This window comes from Streptomyces sp. NPDC001056 (assembly GCF_053598955.1).
The window spans coordinates 81,233-98,058 of sequence record NZ_JBSFLI010000014.1 but is presented as its reverse complement, the minus strand read 5'-3'; the positions used below and the strand labels follow the sequence as shown (position 1 = coordinate 98,058).

Annotated in this window: 11 protein-coding genes and 4 pseudogenes; 9 read left to right on the top strand and 6 right to left on the bottom strand. The window is 70.0% G+C overall.

All coding sequences use genetic code 11. The annotated features are described in order from the left end of the window. The first annotated feature begins 16 nt into the window (after positions 1 to 16). Together ACWDD7_RS18600 and ACWDD7_RS18595 are read left to right on the top strand one after the other, a co-directional pair. Positions 17 to 694 carry an ArsR/SmtB family transcription factor gene (locus ACWDD7_RS18600; RefSeq protein ID WP_450458097.1) on the top strand — a complete coding sequence of 226 codons (678 nt, stop codon included), beginning with the start codon at positions 17 to 19 and terminating at the stop codon, positions 692 to 694. Beyond that, positions 691 to 1,869, top strand: a complete 1,179-nt coding sequence (locus tag ACWDD7_RS18595) for a cysteine desulfurase family protein (protein WP_450458096.1) — start codon at positions 691 to 693, stop codon at positions 1,867 to 1,869. Before ACWDD7_RS18600 ends, ACWDD7_RS18595 begins: the two co-directional genes overlap by 4 nt. Positions 1,870 to 2,098: 229 nt before the next feature. Here the strand turns inward: ACWDD7_RS18595 and ACWDD7_RS18590 are convergent. Then, positions 2,099 to 2,338: pseudogene (locus ACWDD7_RS18590) on the bottom strand (transposase); the annotation flags it as partial. Here ACWDD7_RS18590 and ACWDD7_RS18585 point away from each other — a divergent pair. After that, positions 2,265 to 3,212, top strand: a pseudogene (locus ACWDD7_RS18585) (serine/threonine-protein kinase); the annotation flags it as partial. The pseudogenes ACWDD7_RS18590 and ACWDD7_RS18585 overlap by 74 nt on opposite strands. A 178-nt stretch (positions 3,213 to 3,390) precedes the next feature. Next, a complete protein-coding gene (locus tag ACWDD7_RS18580; protein WP_450458095.1) occupies positions 3,391 to 3,594 on the top strand; it encodes a WD40 repeat domain-containing protein in 204 nt (67 codons plus the stop codon). A 326-nt stretch (positions 3,595 to 3,920) separates the two neighbouring features. Here the strand turns inward: ACWDD7_RS18580 and ACWDD7_RS18575 are convergent, their stop codons facing one another. Both ACWDD7_RS18575 and ACWDD7_RS18570 read right to left on the bottom strand, forming a co-directional pair. Beyond that, a complete protein-coding gene (locus tag ACWDD7_RS18575) occupies positions 3,921 to 4,586 on the bottom strand; it encodes a hypothetical protein (RefSeq protein WP_450458094.1) in 666 nt (221 codons plus the stop codon). Positions 4,587 to 4,955: 369 nt separating this feature from the next. After that, positions 4,956 to 5,291, bottom strand: coding sequence for a DUF6192 family protein (locus ACWDD7_RS18570; RefSeq protein WP_450458093.1), 336 nt, complete (start codon positions 5,289 to 5,291; stop codon positions 4,956 to 4,958). 191 nt (positions 5,292 to 5,482) lie between these two features. Here ACWDD7_RS18570 and ACWDD7_RS18565 point away from each other — a divergent pair, with 191 nt between their 5' ends. The 3 genes and pseudogenes from ACWDD7_RS18565 (at position 5,483) to ACWDD7_RS18555 (ending at position 7,106) form a co-directional block, all read left to right on the top strand. Then, on the top strand, positions 5,483 to 5,629 hold the full coding sequence (locus tag ACWDD7_RS18565; protein ID WP_450458092.1) for a hypothetical protein: 147 nt from the start codon (positions 5,483 to 5,485) through the stop codon (positions 5,627 to 5,629). Positions 5,630 to 5,757: 128 nt separating this feature from the next. Then, positions 5,758 to 6,876: pseudogene (locus ACWDD7_RS18560) on the top strand (zeta toxin family protein). Further along, positions 6,873 to 7,106 (top strand): hypothetical protein, encoded by a 234-nt coding sequence (locus ACWDD7_RS18555; RefSeq protein ID WP_450458091.1) that lies wholly within the window; start codon positions 6,873 to 6,875, stop codon positions 7,104 to 7,106. The pseudogene ACWDD7_RS18560 and the gene ACWDD7_RS18555 overlap by 4 nt, the downstream one beginning before the upstream one ends. Before the next feature lie 122 nt (positions 7,107 to 7,228). Here ACWDD7_RS18555 and ACWDD7_RS18550 read toward each other — a convergent pair whose 3' ends face one another. Beyond that, a complete protein-coding gene (locus ACWDD7_RS18550) occupies positions 7,229 to 9,058 on the bottom strand; it encodes a tetratricopeptide repeat protein (protein WP_450458090.1) in 1,830 nt (609 codons plus the stop codon). A gap of 689 nt (positions 9,059 to 9,747) precedes the next feature. Here ACWDD7_RS18550 and ACWDD7_RS18545 point away from each other — a divergent pair. Then, positions 9,748 to 10,210: pseudogene (locus ACWDD7_RS18545) on the top strand (transposase); the annotation flags it as partial. 20 nt (positions 10,211 to 10,230) lie between these two features. On the opposite strand, the gene ACWDD7_RS18540 reads toward ACWDD7_RS18545, so the two are convergent. Continuing rightward, positions 10,231 to 10,602, bottom strand: coding sequence for a hypothetical protein (locus tag ACWDD7_RS18540; protein WP_450458089.1), 372 nt, complete (start codon positions 10,600 to 10,602; stop codon positions 10,231 to 10,233). A gap of 916 nt (positions 10,603 to 11,518) precedes the next feature. Then, the gene (locus tag ACWDD7_RS18535; protein ID WP_450458088.1) at positions 11,519 to 12,253 is read right to left on the bottom strand and encodes an alpha/beta hydrolase; all 735 of its coding nucleotides are present in this window, start codon (positions 12,251 to 12,253) and stop codon (positions 11,519 to 11,521) included. Between the two features lie 1,075 nt (positions 12,254 to 13,328). Between ACWDD7_RS18535 and ACWDD7_RS18530 the strand changes: the two genes are divergently transcribed. Continuing rightward, entirely contained in the window at positions 13,329 to 16,766 is a 3,438-nt protein-coding gene (locus ACWDD7_RS18530) for a phosphocholine-specific phospholipase C (protein WP_450458087.1), read from the top strand. Positions 16,767 to 16,826 lie beyond the last annotated feature (60 nt).

Genomic DNA, 16,826 nt, shown 5'->3' with positions numbered 1-16,826 from the left:
ATTTATGGAGGATGCCGTGTCCGAGACCATGAAGAGCACGACGAAGACCCGCCTGTATGACGCGTTCGCGGTCAGCGGCAAGGCGCTGGCCAGCGGAAAGCGCCTGGAGCTGCTGGATCTGCTCGCCCAGGGCGAGCGCACCGTCGACGCGCTCGCCAAAGCGGCCGGGCTGAACCTGACCACCGCCTCGGCGCACCTGCAGACCCTCAAGCAGGCCGGGTTCGTCGCCACCCGCCGCGAAGGCGTGCGCATCCACTACCGGCTCGCCGGCGACGACGTCGCCCAGCTCTTCGCCCTGCTGCGCAAGGTCGCCGACCGCCACCAGGCCGCGGTCCCCGCCGCCCGGGACGCCTACCTCGGCCCAGAGGCCGAGGCGGAGATGACTCGCGAGGAGCTGCGCGAGCGAGTGGCGGCTGGGGACGTCGTCGTGCTGGACGTGCGCCCCATGGAGGAATACAGCGCCGGGCACATCCCGGGCGCGATCTCCATCCCGGTCGGTGAACTCGCCGAGCGGATCGACGAACTGCCCGAGGACACCGAGATCGTCGTCTACTGCCGTGGCGAGTACTGCGTCCTGGCCTACGACGCCGTACGCCTGCTGACCGACCGCGGGCGTCGGGCGATCCGCCTGAACGACGGCATGCTGGAGTGGCGCCTGTCCGAGCTGCCCGTCGACGCCGCGGACCTGGCGTGAGCGCCCCGGCCGCAGGACCCCCGCCGCACCCGGGACTCGCCGGCGGGCCGGTTTACCTCGACTACAACGCCACCACCCCCGTCGACCCCCGAGTCGCCGAGGCGATGCGCCCGCACCTGAGTGAATTCTTCGGCAACCCCTCCAGCAGCCACCCCTTCTCCGCCCGGCCGCGCCGGGCGCTCGCCGAGGCCCGCGGCCAGGTCGCCGACCTGCTCGGCGCCCGGCCCGGCGAAATCGTGTTCACCGCGTCCGGATCCGAGGCCGACCTCCTTGCTCTCCGCGGTGCTGTGCTGGCCTCTGGCCGTCCCCACCCGCATGTGATCACGCAGGAGACCGAGCACCCGGCGGTCCTTGAGACCTGCCGTGCCCTGGAGCGCCTGCACGGAGCCCGCGTGAGTGTGCTGCCCGTCGACCGGGAGGGCATCGTCGATCCGGACACTTTGGCCGCCGCCCTCACCGAGGACACGGTGCTGGTGTCGGTGATGGCCGCCAACAACGAGACCGGCGCCCTCCAGCCGATCACCGAACTGGCCGCCCTCGCCCACGCGCACGGCGCCAAGGTCCACTGCGACGCCGCCCAGGCCGTCGGCAAGATCCCCCTCGATGTCGAGGAGCTGGGTGTGGACCTGCTCACCGTCGTCGGGCACAAGATGTACGCCCCCAAGGGGGCCGCCGCGCTCTATGTCCGCGACGGCGTGCGGCTGGAGCCGGTCGTCTACGGTGGCGGCCAGGAACACGGCTTGCGTGCCGGAACGGAGAACGTCGCCCTGGCCGTTGCCCTCGGCACGGCAGCCGGACTCGCGGCCACCGAGCTCGCCGACCATGCTCAGACCCGAATCGCGGCCCTGCGTGACGACCTCCACCAGCGGCTCACCGACGGACTGCCGGGCCGGGTCGGCCTCAACGGCCCGGCGGACAAACGCCTGCCGAACACGCTGAACATCAGCATCGACGGCACCCTCGGCCACGACGTCCTCGCCGCCGCCGGCCGGATCGCGGCCTCCACCGGATCGGCCTGCCACAGCGGCGCCCACACTCCCTCCCCCGTGCTGACCGCCATGGGCATCGACCCGGCCCGTGCCCTCGGCGCGCTGCGGCTCTCCCTGGGCCGATGGACCACGTCGGCGGACATCGAGACAGCGGCGGCGGCCCTCATCCGGGCCGCAGCGCAGTGACCGAGCCCAGAAGGCCCGGTGAGGAGGAAGCGACCCTCCGTATCCACGACGTGAACTGACCGGCTACCTCCCGAACCATGCGGCCCCGCCCCGCCGCAGCGCCGCATGCCCCCCTCGGTCTACGGACGGCACGCGGCCGTGGCAGGCTTCCCTCTCCCCGACGGAACGACCGCCCCGCCGAGGCTCTGCCCCACCTGGCCGCCCCTCGCGAAAGGACTCTTTGACGGCCCCCCCCCATGGGCCGCAAGAGCCGCCTGATCAGGCCGTCGAGCTGCGCGAACACGCCTTCCTGTCGCCACTTGGCGAAGTACCCGTAGACCGTGTTCCAGTGTGGGAAGTGGTGCGGGAGGTAGCGCCACCGCACGCCCGTGCGGTCCACGTAGAGGATCGCGTTCATGATCTCGCGCAGGTCATGCTCCGGTGCCCGGCCGAAGTCCAGGGCTCGGCCACGGCGTTCGAAGCGCCAGGACCGGCTCGATCAACTCGTGATCGGTGACGCTCTGTGGCTGGTTGGCAGATCCGTTCACCACCCGGGCAGGACGGTGTGCGACCCGCTCTGTCTGGGGCACTGCTCCCCGTTGGACTATGGTGCCCTGGTGGACCAGTTGATCGCCGGTGACCCGCCCTTCATAGGCCCGTACCGCCTGATCGCCCGGCTGGGGGCAGGGGGGATGGGGCTGGTGCATCTGGGGCGTTCCGAGGAGGGACGCACCGTGGCCGTGAAGGTCATCCGGGCCGAGTACGCCGGGCACCCGGAGTTCCGCGAGCGCTTCGCCCGGGAGGTGGCTGCCGCCCGGCAGGTGGGCGGGGATTGGACGGCAGCCGTGCTCGACGCCGCCCCCGAGGCCGACGTTCCCTGGGTGGCGACCCAGTACATCCCGGGACCTGACCTTGATACCGTCGTCGGCCAGGACTTCGGGCCGCTGCCCGAGTACTCGGTCCGCGTCCTCGCCAACCGGCTCGCCCTCGCCCTGCAGGCCGTCCACGGGGCGGGCCTGATCCATCGTGACCTCAAGCCGTCCAACGTGCTCGTCACCTTCGACGGCCCACGCGTCATCGACTTCGGCATCGCACGGGCCATGGACAGCCTGGCCGGGGACAGCCCGCCGCTCACCCGCACCGGCATGCTGATCGGTTCTCCCGGCTTCATGTCGCCGGAGCAGGCCCGGGGCCGTGAACTCACCTTAGCCAGTGACGTGTTCTGCCTGGGCACCGTCCTCGTCTACGCCGCCACCGGACGCCTCCTCTTCGGCGCCACCGACCCCAACCTGAACGCCCACCTCTTCCGCATCGTGGAGGACGAGGCAGATCTGACCGGTGTGCCGGAGGCACTCGTCGACCTCGTCCGCCAGTGCGTGCACAAGACCCCGACCGAGCGGCCCACCCTCCAGCAGGTGATCGAGCGTACGGCGACGAACCGGGTCGTGGGATGGCTGCCCAAGGCGCTTGTGGAGCAACTGGGCCGCCACGCGGCCGAGTTGCTGGACTACGCCCCCGCACCGCGCCACCGGGCTGGCATCGGTGGCGTTCAGCCCCGACGGCAGAACCCTCGCAGCCGACGTCGCGGACGGTACGATCCTGCTGTGGGACATCGCCACCCGCACCAGCACCGCGACCCTGACCGGCCAGACCAATAGCGTGCAGTCTGTGGCGTTCAGCCGAGACGGCAAAACCCTCGCCGCGGGCAGCGCCGACGGCACCACCCAAGTATGGAAACTCCCCTGACCACTTCCCAGAAGACGCGAAGGCGGACCCTCGCTCGGACTGGGGCAATGCGGTAGGGGCGAGGCGGATGATGTTCGGCTGCTGCGTCATTCCCCTCAGTCGACGGCGACTTCGGGACGGGTCAGGCGCAGTCGATAAGCGATGTGATGACCCGTCGGTTGACGGGCCGCGCGACCCCATCCTGGCGCCGCGCATGACTGGCGGGGAACTGCCCCTGGGGGCGGTGCTGGTACGGCTGGAGGAGCGCGAACGGAGATCACCGCGCAGGCCGAGCACACCCGCGAGCAGAGAGGTGCGTGGCCGCCTTCGGCCTCGGCCAGAACCGATCATTTGTCCGTGCTCGTGGTTGCCTGGGCCGAGGTGGTGAACCTCCGCCAGACCGGGGCATGGTGGTCGACGCCGAGGAAGTTCTGGAAGTCCCAGTAGACGCCCCCTTCAAGGCGGCCGAACCCATCGCCCGGACGAACGGGACTGTTGAGAGGGTCGTGCTCGTCCTCCCAGTCGATCTCCTCGTACCCGGGGTCGTCGATGCTGTAGTGGGTCAGATAGCCCCGGGCATGCTCGATGTCCAGGTCCAGAGCCGGGAACTGGGCCAGCAGGAGGTCGGGGCGCCCCTGGCACGGAAGATCACCGAAGAACGAGCCAATGATGTCGGTCTCCTGCTGGAACTGGTCGATCGCTCTGCCGTGATGGAACAGCTCGCAGCCCCAGAAGTCGTCGTCGTAGATGAAGACCAGCAGCCCCGGGCAGTCGTAGACGCGTGAAACGTGAAGCTGGGCGCGTCGGCGCAGGTCCCACTCCCAACCCCGGGTCCATTTCAGCACGGTCCAATCTCCACACCGCTCGTGCAGGGCGTACGAGTCGAGGTTGAGGTCGTGGACGTCCTCCAGTTCGAGCGTGTGCTCCTCCTGGTGCCAGAACTCCTCCAACGCGGCGTACACCTGTTGGTGGCCGACGCCGTAGAACAGGTTGACGCGCTCGAATGTGCCCATGTATGCCCCCCAAGGCATGTAGTCGGCGCCGCCGGCAGGCGCTCTCGTCGCAGTGTCGCAACCACCCGGATGGATCTGGCGACCGGGCCACTGGCGACATCGACCGATGCTGCGGATACCGATGCCAGCCGCGCACCACACCCGCAAACGATCATGATCCGACGTACCGACCAGTCGCCGTGACAGGCCTCGCACGCGCTCTTGCGCCGTCCTTCCGGCCAGTCCGTCACGGGTGCGGATACGGCCGGGCGCGCCACCGAAACGGACATCACCGCACATTCCACCCTCTGAAAGCCGTTACGTCTGCTGCAGGTTGAGCCCTGCGTACCGCCTGGCCGTGGACGTGAGCGGGTAGACCCGCCCCCATGGCTACTGGCCCCGCAGCAGCTGGGCGAGCAGTTCGTCGAGATCGACCTGCCCGGTTGCGGCCGCGGTCTCGATCCAGTTGGCCGTCGCGCGGATCTCCTCCAAGTGGTTTTCCCACACCTTCATCCGGGTGTCCGTGAACTCGAGTCCGCGCAGCTTCGGGACCAGTCGCGCGGCCCCGGCGATGATGATCTCCCCGAAGGAGATGGCTGCAGAAGTCTCCGCGCACCCAATCACATGCGGCCGACGACACGCGGCGTCACCGCTCCACAGAAGTGAGACCAGAACCAACTCACCATCGAAGCCAACAGCTGGAAGATCGACGCCCGCACCACCCATCCCCCGGGCCCACTGGCACGACCAGCTCCTTCAGCGACTGTGCCACCCACGCTGGGGACTGCCGGATCGCGTGGCCCACCCGTTCTGATAATCGGTTCCGATGGCTGGTTATAGACCGTTGAGATGTGGCTCTCCTCCCTCAGGCTTGTATCTGGGGTAAGCCCGCAGATTCGGCCGGAGAGGGGGATCCGATGGACGACAGCGACGAGGAGAGGATTCGCAGGGCCGTCAGACGCGGCGTGCAAGACGCGCAGGGCAGCGGCTGCGGCTGCGGCTGCCTCATCTTCCTCATCCTTTTGATCTTCTCGCTCTGGTCCGCGGCCCATCAGGGGCCCTGAGCGTTTCCACGGATCAGGGGTCGAACGACTGCGCGAGATGGGCGTCGTTGCCAAAGCGACCGCCTTCCCCCGGCCCGGTCGTGGGATGGCTGCCGCGCAACAAAGTCGTCGAACACCGCATCGCGTGCATGAGCTTCCGACCCCTGCGGATACGCGAGCGAGCCCTGGACCGATGCGGTCCGGTCTCGCGGGCTGTTCGGGGTGTGCACCGGACCTCCTCCGTCCGGGTCGGCCGTGACCTGTACAAGCCGCTCCACGAGCAGCAGCCGGTCGTCGTGGTCGTCGCCGGTCAGCCGGGATCGGGCAAGACGCGGATCGCCGACCTCGTGCAAGCGGCGCTGAACCGGCGCGGCGGCTCAGCACTACGCCGCTGCCCTGCGTGATGGCAGGCCGCTGTCGAAGCACACGTTCGCGGGATGGGATTCGACGCCGTGGTGGAGTCCGCGCTCGCCGACCCGGACGATTTCCGGGCCGTCTCCCGTGCCGACCGGGCCTCTGGCCACCGAATCGAAGTGGTGGCGCTCGCCACGGCAGAGGCCTTGGGTCAGATAGGCATTGAGGCCCGCTTCCTCACGGAGGCCGCTGCCGGCGGCGGCCGCTACGTCGCCTGGGACCACCACGACCGGTGCGCGAAGGCGATGCTCACGACGCTGGCGGCCATCGAGGCCGAGCGCCTCGCCGACCGGATCGCCGTCATGCGCCGCAACGGCACCGTGCTGTACGCCAACGGACTCAACCATGAGGGGAACCGGCGCTGCCGCCCCGGGACCGACCATGTGGTGCGCGCCGAGCGGACAAGGCCGTGGACCGCGCCAGAGACGGCCGTCTTCCGCCGTGAGCCGGCCGGCGAGGACCGGCGCCTGGCGGTGCAGAGCGACAGCGAGCGTGCAGCCGTCTGGCCCGGGCCGGTCCGCCGTACCGCGCAGCCCACCGCGCTCGGCGAGGCGGCCCAGATGCTCGCGCTGCCCGGCATGCTCGGATCGGTGGTCGGCCAGGTCACCGGCGCGCGGGGAGGGTCACAGGGTGGGCCAGGGCCGTGCGGTGTCGCGCATCAAGTACCGTACGGCGCCCACGTCCTGAGCGAACGCCTCCGCCACGTCGTGGCCGCCCGCCGCGCTGCCTGCGGTCCGGAGCGGCACAACGGCGCGCTTGAGCAGCTCCGGCACCACGGTGTCACGCTCCTGGCCCGCTGCGATCACGACGGTGTCGGCGGCGATGATCTCGGCCCCTCTCCGGGCTGCCGATGACCACCCCGCCGGGAACGATCTCCGGCCGCCTCGCGGTTGTGGGGGTGTTCGCCGAGCCGCTGCCGCTGGTGGTCGGCGCCGCGGCGGCGGGGCCGTTCACGCCGACGTTCGCAAACCGGCAGGGGGAACAGGTACGGATCGGCTCCGCCCCGCTGGACGTGAGGGTGGTCCTGGACTCGGAGGTGACCGCACGGGCTGACCTGACGATCGTCCTCCCACGGGTGAACTGAACCCCGTACGGAGCGCAGTGACGCACCTGTCCCCGACATCGAGGTACGCCCAGTCGGCAATCTACGCGGTGCTCTCGACGGCTTCGGATCCGCCGGGCGAGCCGTGCCCTTTCAGTGCCTACTCACGTAGTCAGCCCCTGGCCGCCGGCTCTGTCCCGCCACAGGGCGAGGCCGTTACGGGTGAGGACGGTGGCGGGGTGGTCCGGGCCGAGGACTCGCAGCATGTCGGGCAGGACTTCGGCGTAGGCGTCCGCGGCGCCGACCGGGTCCCCCGCCATCCCCCGGAACATGGCAAGGTTGCTGCGGAACGCCAGCGTATCGGGGTGATCCGCTCCCAGCACCCGTACCAGCCTGGGCAGGAGCTGGGTGAGCGAGTTCGCGGCACCGGCCGGATCCCCCGCCATCCCCCGCCACTGCGCGAGGTCACCGAGGGTCACAACAGTAAGGCGGTGTTCGTGGCCCAGCGCACGGAGCATCTCGAAGAGGAGTTCGGCGAAGGCGTCTGCGGCGCCGGCCGGATCCCCCGCCCGCCCCCGGAACGTGGCAAGGAGACGACGGGCATCCAGCGTCTCGGGATGGTCCGTTCCCAGCACACGACTGCGCTCCTCCACGAGTCGAGCGAGCGTGCCCGCGTCGTGGGCCGGATCCCCGGTCTCCCCCCGCCAGGGCGTCGTCCTGCGATCAGGGAGCCGCACCGTCACTTTGAAGTAACGCTGGGTGCCTGCGCTGACGTTCATGGAGTAGAGACCGCCCAGGAGTTGGACCCCCACCATGGCGAGCACCACTGCCTTCTCACCAAAGAGCATGCGCGACGAATGGACCACCCCGTACGAGAAGGGCAGGCAGACGGCGCCCGCAGCTAGGACCGCCAGAACCCGCAGGCGGTAGTCCTTCTCGGGGATCACCGCCTCTCCTGGCAGTTGGCTCTCCACCTCCGCCAACAGCGGTTCAATCTGGTGCCGCACCGTGGCGCGCCACCGGCTGCTGGGCGTGAGACCCCGCTGCGTGGTGGGATCGAAGCGCACAAACTGTGCCGTCCACCCGGGGCCGAAGCGGATGACCCCTCGCAGCGGATGCGGGCGGCCCTGACGGCGGGGACGTTCCAAGAACGGATAGTCAGGCAGTGCGGGTGCCGTGAGGGCTCTCTTGGCAGCGTTGCCATACCGGTCGGTGAAGGCGGTCTGTGCTTCTTCCCGGAAGCGGTCGTAGTCCTCCTGCCCGCCGCAGACCAGGAGGAGGACGCGCGAGGGCGGCAGCAGCCGCACGGCCTCGGTGTACTCCCACAGGGTGCCTGCCGCGGTCTCACCGTCCCCGCCGATACCCGCGACAATGATCACCAGGCGGGCGTTGCGGATGGCCTCGCTCACCGCGGGATGCCACTCCTGTCTGGGAACATCTTCGGGAAGCCGGAAGCGATAGACGCCGGGGTTGAGCTGCGTCGAGTCGGGATCCGCCACACCGACAACGTGTCCCAGGCGGCGGAAGTGCTGGATGACGCGTTCCTCCCAGACGTTACTGGCCTCGTCGTAACCGGCCGTGAGACCGGCCAGGTATCCCAGTACCGGGCCGAGTCCACGGCCCCACACCCTGTCCACAGCGAACAACCTGTGGTCCTCGGTGAACGAACGCAGATACAGGACGTACGTGTGGTCGTAGGGAAGACCACGGAGGCGTCCCTTGTGCGCGGCCGCGAGGAGCGCGAGAGCAGAGAACTTCCGGGCCATGACGACGGAAGAGAACGCCCCCGTGAGCCACAAGACGAGGTAGCCGAAGGACAGAATCGACACCGATCCGAGCTGCATGTCCCGGGCGAAGCGGTCGAGCCCGACTACGACCGCCATACCGCTTCCCACCAATGCGATGCCCATGAACGGGAATGCCAGACTCTGCCGCAACAGCCGAGGGGGCAGCCCCTCAAAACTCAGCCGCTTACCGGACCCGGTCGGTGCCATGCGACAAGTAAGCCATAGGAGAGGGAAGTTGCCCATGACCAGAGTCGGGGCACCGGCTCGGTGGCTTCTGGCCGACCAGCAGTTCCAGCGGCGAGAGCTCCGAGCCGCCACCGAGAACACCGCTTCCCAGGAGGTCGCGCTCAAGGCCGGCTTCCACCACGAAGGCATCTTGCGAAACGCGGGCTTCGTTCACACAGGCCGGGTCAACCTAGCCCTGTTCTCCCTCTGCGGGACGACTCCATGACCACGGGCAGCACTACTGCGGGCACTCGATGACACCGACGTGACGTCAAGACTCGGGCTCTGGCTCAACTTCTGTGGAGCTCCGCCGTCCGCGCTCGTGCGCGCTTCGGGCCAGGGGACTGACCTGCTGGTTACAAGCTTTCGGTGACCTGGTGAACCGATCACGAGCCGGGACGACTTGCGAAGGCCATCCTTCTGGCTCGCCAGTGCGGTGATCAGGATCTGGAGCGGGCGGCTGTCGCCAAGCTGCGGAACCGCGGCGAGGAACCGGTGGCTCGTCGCCCCGACTACCTGTTCCGGCAAGCCGTCGCCGACTGGTCCAGGCAGTATGCCAAGGCCAGGGGCATCGATCTCAGTGATCTGGCCGAGCTCAAGCGGAAGCGCCCCCAATACCCCGAGATCCCGTAGTTCAACACGGCTCCTCGGGGCCGGGAGATGATCTCGACATGATCACGGCGTCGGAGCCCCGCTGGATAAGCCCGTTCACCGGGCTGGGCCCGCAGCAGTTCGGCACGCTCGTCACCGCTCTGCGCAGGCAAGGCGCGGTCCCGGTACGCAGGGGACGGCCGTGGGGTCTGCCGCTGGAGGACGGCCGTCTCGGGCCTTCCCTCGCTCTGCGCCGGCGCGGCGCGCCGGCGGTTCCGCAAGGGTGCCGTGCTGATGGTGGACGGCACCTTGGTTCCCACCCGCGACGACAACATCGCCGAGCGTTCGAAGAACCACCGATACTCCACCAACCATCAGGTCGTCATCGACGCCGACACCCGGCCCGCCGTCGCCGTCGGCCGGCCCCTGCCGGGTAACCGCAACGACTGCAAGGCATGGGAACCGTCCGGCGCGAAGGCCGCCGTCGGCAGGACAACCGTGATCGCTGACGGCGGCTACCTCGGCACCGGCCTGACTCGGCCGTGCGGATTGAAGCGAGCGCGTCAGACGGGCGGGCAACCGAACCAGTCGACCGTGCCGGTGTCGGCTTCGGAGGTGTAGCCGAGGCACCTGATGGTCCTGCTGTGCACGGTCGTGGACCGGTCGACTCCAGCGTCCACGCTGTCGCCCTTGTAGTGGCGCTCGACGAGGGTGTCGATCTCCACGGTGTACCACCGATGGTCTTGGGACGGGATGCTGCAGCCCCGCGCGGTCACGGTGCGGCTGGGCCCGCTGTCCCACACGTCCTGCTCGGCACGGGCGCAATGCGCGCCTGCGGCGGCGACGGCGGGGGTAGCAGCGGTCGCGAGCGGGGCCAGCGCGCCTATGGCGATCGCCGCGGCAACGCCGAAAAGGTGTTTCACAGTCGGGTTCATCCTTGGGTCCTCCTGCCGGGCAGGGTCATCGACCGGAGCCGTAGTGTCATCTCCTTGTGATCGTCACACCGGAGCGGTGGTGCTCGCTTGGCGGCCAGGGGCTGGTTCCTCCTACCCGGTGACCCTGGTGCTGCCAATGCAGCAGACCGACGAGGCGCACAGCTCGGCACAGGGACGAACCGAGTACCGGGGCCGCAGGCAGCTCGGTCCCGGTACGGATCCGCCTGGCGGCGGCCCCAGCCGCGGTGCCGACGGCCGCCGCGGGCCCGGGAATCAGGGTCGTGGCAGCCAGGGGTTTCGATGTCGACGAGGACCGTGCCGTAGTGGCGGCCCTTGCGAGTGGCGTACTCGTCGACGCCGACCACCCGCGGAGCGGGCGCCTCAGGCTCGGGGAGAGCTTCGACCAGGCGCGGGATAGTGCTGCGGCTGACGGACACCCCGAGGACAGAGACCAGGCGAGCGCTGGCCCGGCCTGCCAGGGCGACACCGACCGCGACCAGAGTCGACCGCAGCCGCTCGGGCCGCTGACCGTGCCGGCGGGTCAGGCCGGATATCTGCTCGACGAAGGTGCGGCCTGCGCAGTCCGAGTTCCCGCAGGCGAACCGGCGGACCCGCAGACGGAGAACGACGCTTCGTCCGACGCTCGGCACAAGCGGGAAACCGCAGGTAGGAGCCATGGACCCGGTTCGACCAGACCCCACATGCCGGGCACAGGGCACCTGGGCAGCTCTCGAAGCCCTCGAAGCTCTCGAAGCTCTCCAGAAAACGAGCAGTTCATGACTTCAGGCAGCATGGGCCCCTGCCGAGAGTTCGGCAAGGACCCACGGTGGAGAGCTGCGGAGGGCCGGGACCTGTCCTCGACGGCGGCATGCCGGCCGACATCAGCTATCGTCTGCTGCCGGCCTGACGGCCCGCCTCACTTCAGATGTCGGGCGAAGAACTGGGCCGCTGCCTCTCCCGCGAACTGCGGGACGCCGGTGTGACCGCCCATGTTGGCGTGCAGGGACTTCTCCTTGGAGCTGAAGGCGTCGAACAGGTCCAGGGCCGCCTGCCGGTCGTTCCCTTCGTCGTCCCACTGCAGCAGGACGTGCAGTGGAATGGTCACCTGTCGGGCCTCCTCGAACATGGCGCGAGGCACGAGACTCCCGGCGAACAAACCGGCGGCCACGATGCGCGGCTCGACCACCGCGAGCCGAATGCCGATGGAGATCACTCCCCCCGAGTATCCGACCGGACCACCGATCTCGGGCAGCGAAAGGAGGACGTCCAGAGCGGCCTGCCATTCCGGGACTGCCTTGTCGACCAGCGGGAGGATGAGGGCCTCGACGATCTCATCGCTGACCGGCTCGCCGGCCTCCTTCGCCCGGCGCAGGTCGGCGCGGGCCTGCTCGGCGGCGGGCCAACGGGGGCGGTCGCCGCTTCCGGGGAGCTCGATGGTGGCCGTGGCGAAGCCCTCCGCCGCGGACTGCCGGGCCCTGGCCACCAGTCGGGGGTACATCTTGCGCAGCCCGAGGGGAGGGTGGCCGAGCAGGATCAGCGGTACCGCTGCGGACGCGGACGCGGGTGTCCACAGGATGCCGGGGATCTCACCGAGGGTGAATTCGCGTTCGAGGACGCCGTCGTCGAGGCGCTGCTCGGAAGTGAAATGCATGGTCGTGCCTTTCGGGAGTGCACTGGAACGGCGCTCCCGGACGACCTGCCTATCGCCCGACCGTGACCCCGGAGGGGAGCACCCATGTCGATACTGTGTTCACGGGTACCACCTCCTCGATCTCTCGCACGGCCTCCGGAAATGTAGCAGGGGTCGCCCATCGTCCGCCAAACGGGTTTTGGCGGAGCCTCCGTGGCCGGATACCGCGGAGACACCACGCGGAGCTACTTGGGTGTCATCGCGACTTCCCGAGGCAGCCCGGCCGTCTCCGCCAGGCGCGGCAGGTGCGGGCCGCAGGGAAACTCCCGACCGCGGCGGGACTGGGCAGGCGGCGCAGCCGTCGGTGGAGCGGGCTCGGTCGTGCAGGGCGAGCGTGGCCGTGGTGGCTTCCGCGCCCGACCGGACCCCGCCGTCGTGGTCGCGGGACGGGCGGTGGCGAGTCGCTGGAGGGATGCGCCGGTGAACAGTGCCACTGCCAGGGCTGCGGCCAGGCAAGGTGGGCGGCGTGCCGGGCGGTGCGTGCGGAGCAACCGGAGCGGGGGTCTGGCGAGTTCGGCTGCGGGCAGGGGTTCGGTGGCGGTCGCGCCGTAGCAGTGGCGGCGGGCGGCCTGGAAGTCGGCGGTGACAACGTGGTCGGCCCTTTGCAGGGCTTGGTGCAGGGCGTCGGGCAGGTGGGGGCGGTGGCGGACCAGGGTCAGGTCGATGCCGGTGAGGGAGCGCAGTCGCAGGATGCGCGTCGCGCGGCCGGGGTCAAGGCGGTGGGAACCCAGGACGGTCAGCCGATTTTCACGGGCAGGGCGGTCCTCCAGGCGGTGGCGGCTTCCCGGGCGGGCCGCCGGTCCGGAGCGAAACGTTCTTGGAGCAGGGCCGGTTCGCCCAGGGCGGCGAGAAGGTCACCTTTGGTCCCCGCGCCCATAGGCGAGCGGGGCGCCGCTCCCCCACGCCCGCGTGACCGCCCTCTGTCGAACCCGACCGTGTGACCAGGACGAACACCGGATGCCTCCGCGTGAACAGTGGGCGAAGCCCTGTCGCAGAGGGTTCTTGATCACCGTGTCGGAGCCATAGCCTCCGCATCATGTCCCACACCTCCCGCCGCAGGATCCTCGGCGCTCTCGCCGGTGGCACCGCGCTGTCCCTCCTGCCCCCCTCGCTCCTCAAAGCCATGGCCGCGCCGATGCCGCGCGGCGGCATGAAAGCGATCGAGCACGTCATCGTGCTGATGCAAGAAAATCGCTCCTTCGACAACTACTTCGGCACCCTCAAGGGCGTGCGCGGCTTCGGCGACCGCACCCCCCTGCGCCTGCCCGACGGCGCCGACGTCTTCAGACAGCCGCGAGCCGGCGGCGGCGACGTCCTTCCCTTCTCGGCCCGCCAGGCGGCGGTCGACGCCGGCCGCCCGGAGAGCGACATCCAGTACCTGGGCTCGCTCCCGCACGGCTTCGCGGACGGCACCCAGGCATGGGCGAACGGCTGGTGGAACGACTGGATCGCCGCGAAGGGCCAGAGCACCATGGCCTGCTACGACCGGCGGGACATACCCCTGCAGTACGAACTGGCCGACCGGTTCACCATCTGCGACTCCTACTTCTGCTCCATATACGGCTCCACCAACCCCAACCGCAACTACCTGTGGACCGGCACCACGGGCTTCGAGCCGGACGGCGTGAACAGAGCCGTCACCAACGCCGCCTACTCCTACACCCACGCCGGATACGACTGGACCACGTACCCCGAGCGCCTGGAGGCGGCCGGGATCTCGTGGCAGATCTACCAGGAGTGGGACAACTTCACCGACAACGCGGTCGAGTACTTCCGGCCGTGGAAGCAGATCGGCCGGAAGATCCTTTCCAGGGTCAGCGGGCAGTACTCCACCACCGAGCAGTTCTACGACAGCCTCTGGGGCAAGACCTCGGCGCAGCGGCAGGAGGCCCTCGCCCAGTTCCAGCAGGGTGTGGACTCCCTGACCGAGGCCGAGCGCCGGCTCTTCCTGCGCGGTGCCTACCGCTCCGAGCCGGACACCCTGATCCCCCGGCTGACGGCGGACATCAAGAACGGCACGCTGCCCGCGGTGAGTTGGGTGGTACCCACGGCGGCGCTCTCCGAACATCCCGGCTCCTCCACCCCGGTCGGCAGCGCCAACCTCGTCTACGACCTGCTCGACGCCCTCGCGAGCGACCCCGACACCTGGTCGAAGACGGTGCTGTTCATCAACTTCGACGAGAACGACGGCTACTTCGACCACGTGCCCGCCCCGGTCGCGCCCAAGCCCGACTCCGGCAACAGCGACGACTGGTTCAACGGCCGCCCGGTCGGCCCCGGCCCGCGCGTGCCGATGACGGTCGTCTCGCCGTGGACGGTGGGCGGCTTCGTCTCCTCCGAGGCGTTCGACCACACCTCCGTGATCCGCTTCCTGGAGCAGTGGACCGGGGTCCGGGAGCCCAACATCAGCGCCTGGCGCCGCAGTGTCTTCGGCGACCTCACCTCCGTCTTCGACTTCCACCGCACCCATCCGCAGCCCGAGGTGGAGCAGCCCGGCCCGGTACCGGCGCCGGTCGGCCGCTGGAACCCCGTTCCCCCGAAGGAGCAGGCGCTCCCGGAGCAGGAGGCGGGCATCCGCCCCACCCGTCCCCTGCCCTACCGTCTGTCGCTGCGTGCCGACGTCACCGACGGCGGGGTCCGGCTGCGGCTCGGCAACACCGGCGCCGCGGCCGCCACGTTCACGGCGTACCCCGGCGACGGTGGCGAGCCGCGGACCTGGACGGTCGCCGCGGGCGGGAGCACCGTGGCCACGGTCGCCCACGGGTCCGACGGTTACGACCTCCAGGTGCGCGGCCCCGGTTGGTCGACGTGGGAACTGCGCGGCACCGGCGCCGGTGCCGAGGCGTACCTGGTCGAGCAGGCCGGACCGGGCCAGGTCATGGTCCACTGCGCCAATCCCTCCTCGACGACCCGGACGCTCCTCGTCGGCGAGTCGGTCTACCCGCGCGACGCCGGCGACCACGTACGGAAGGTCACCCTGGCGCCCGGACAGAAGCAGATCGTGCCGGTCCACCTCTCCCGCCACGGCTGGTACGACATCGTCGTGGTCGACCAGCGCGACCCGGGCTTTCTGCGCCGTATGACCGGCCGCCTGGCCGACGGAAAGCCGGGGGTCACCGACCCGGCCACCGGGATGCTCCCCGCGCTGGCCGCTTCGATCACCCTGCCCGAGCCGCTGCCGGCCCTGGACACCCCGCTCGCCCAGGGCAGCCCGGCCGAGGTCGTCGTCACCCTGGCGAACCGGAGCGCGGCCCCTCTGGACCACCTCACAGCCACCCTGCTCGCCCCCTCCGGCTGGACGGTCGAGCGGTCCGGGTCCGCGCCGCGGTCATTGGCCGCCGGGAAGTCCGCCGACGTCCGCTTCACGGTCACACCGGCCGCCGACGCCACCGTCGGGAGCCTGATCGTGGCCGCGCACGCCGACGGCGACGGTCTGCTGAAGATCGCCGACGCGCGCGTGCGGACCAAGGTCGCCGCCGCGATGAGCGTGTCCCTGACCGGTCCTTCGGCCTCGCCGAAGACCGATGGCACGGTGCTGTCCCCCGGCGAACCGCGCACCGTGACCGCGACCGTCACCAACGCCGGCAGCGCCCCGCTCACCGGCCTGGCGGGCACGCTCACCCTGCCGGACGGCTGGACCGCCACCTCGTCGGCCCCCGCGCCGACCACGGTTCCGGCACGCTCCTCCGTCGCACTCACATGGGACGTCGTCGCGCCCGCGTCGGCCGCCCGTACGTCCGCCACGGTCAAGGCCACCGTCGCCGCGAGCCTGGGCGGGCGGACCAGGGAGCAGACGGCGTCGCTGTCCGCCGAGGTCGGCCCCGTGATGACCGGTTACCTGCTCGCCGAGGACTTCGAGTCCGTCGCCGCGACCCTGGCACCGGCCGTCGACCTCAGCCGTCCCGGCCTGGTGGGCTGGACGCGGACCACACCCGAGGGCTGGACGGTCACCAACGCGCCGACCATGCCACAGGGCACCAGGGAACTGCAGGGCTGGACCTTCCTCTCCAAGCAGTTCTGGTTCCCGGCAGGGCAGGACCGGCCGGGCTTCAGCCGGAGCCTCGGGATCGTCGCGGTCGCCGACGCGGACGACTGGGACGACACCGGCAGCCCGGCGAGCCGCGGCCGGTTCGACTCGACACTGACCACTCCCGCGGTCGCCATCCCGCCGGGCACCTCGACCCTCCACCTGGGCTTCGACTCCCACTACCGTCAGGAGAGCCCGCAGGAAGCCGAGGTCACCGTCGAGTTCGACTCCGGAGAGGCAACCCGCGTGCTGCACTACTCCAGCGCGGCCTCGGGCAACACCAACAACGGCCAGGACCAGCAGAACCAGTTGGTCGACCTCTCCTTCGCGGTTCCGTCCGGAGCGACGTCGGTCAAGGTGAACTTCCGGCTGTACAACGCGGGGAACAACTGGTTCTGGGCGATCGACAACGTCCGCCTCGGCACCGGTTCGATCAACGACGCGTGAGCCACGCGCCCGCGCGGGGAGCCGACAAACCCCGCGCGGGCTCGCCGGGGGCGGGATGAG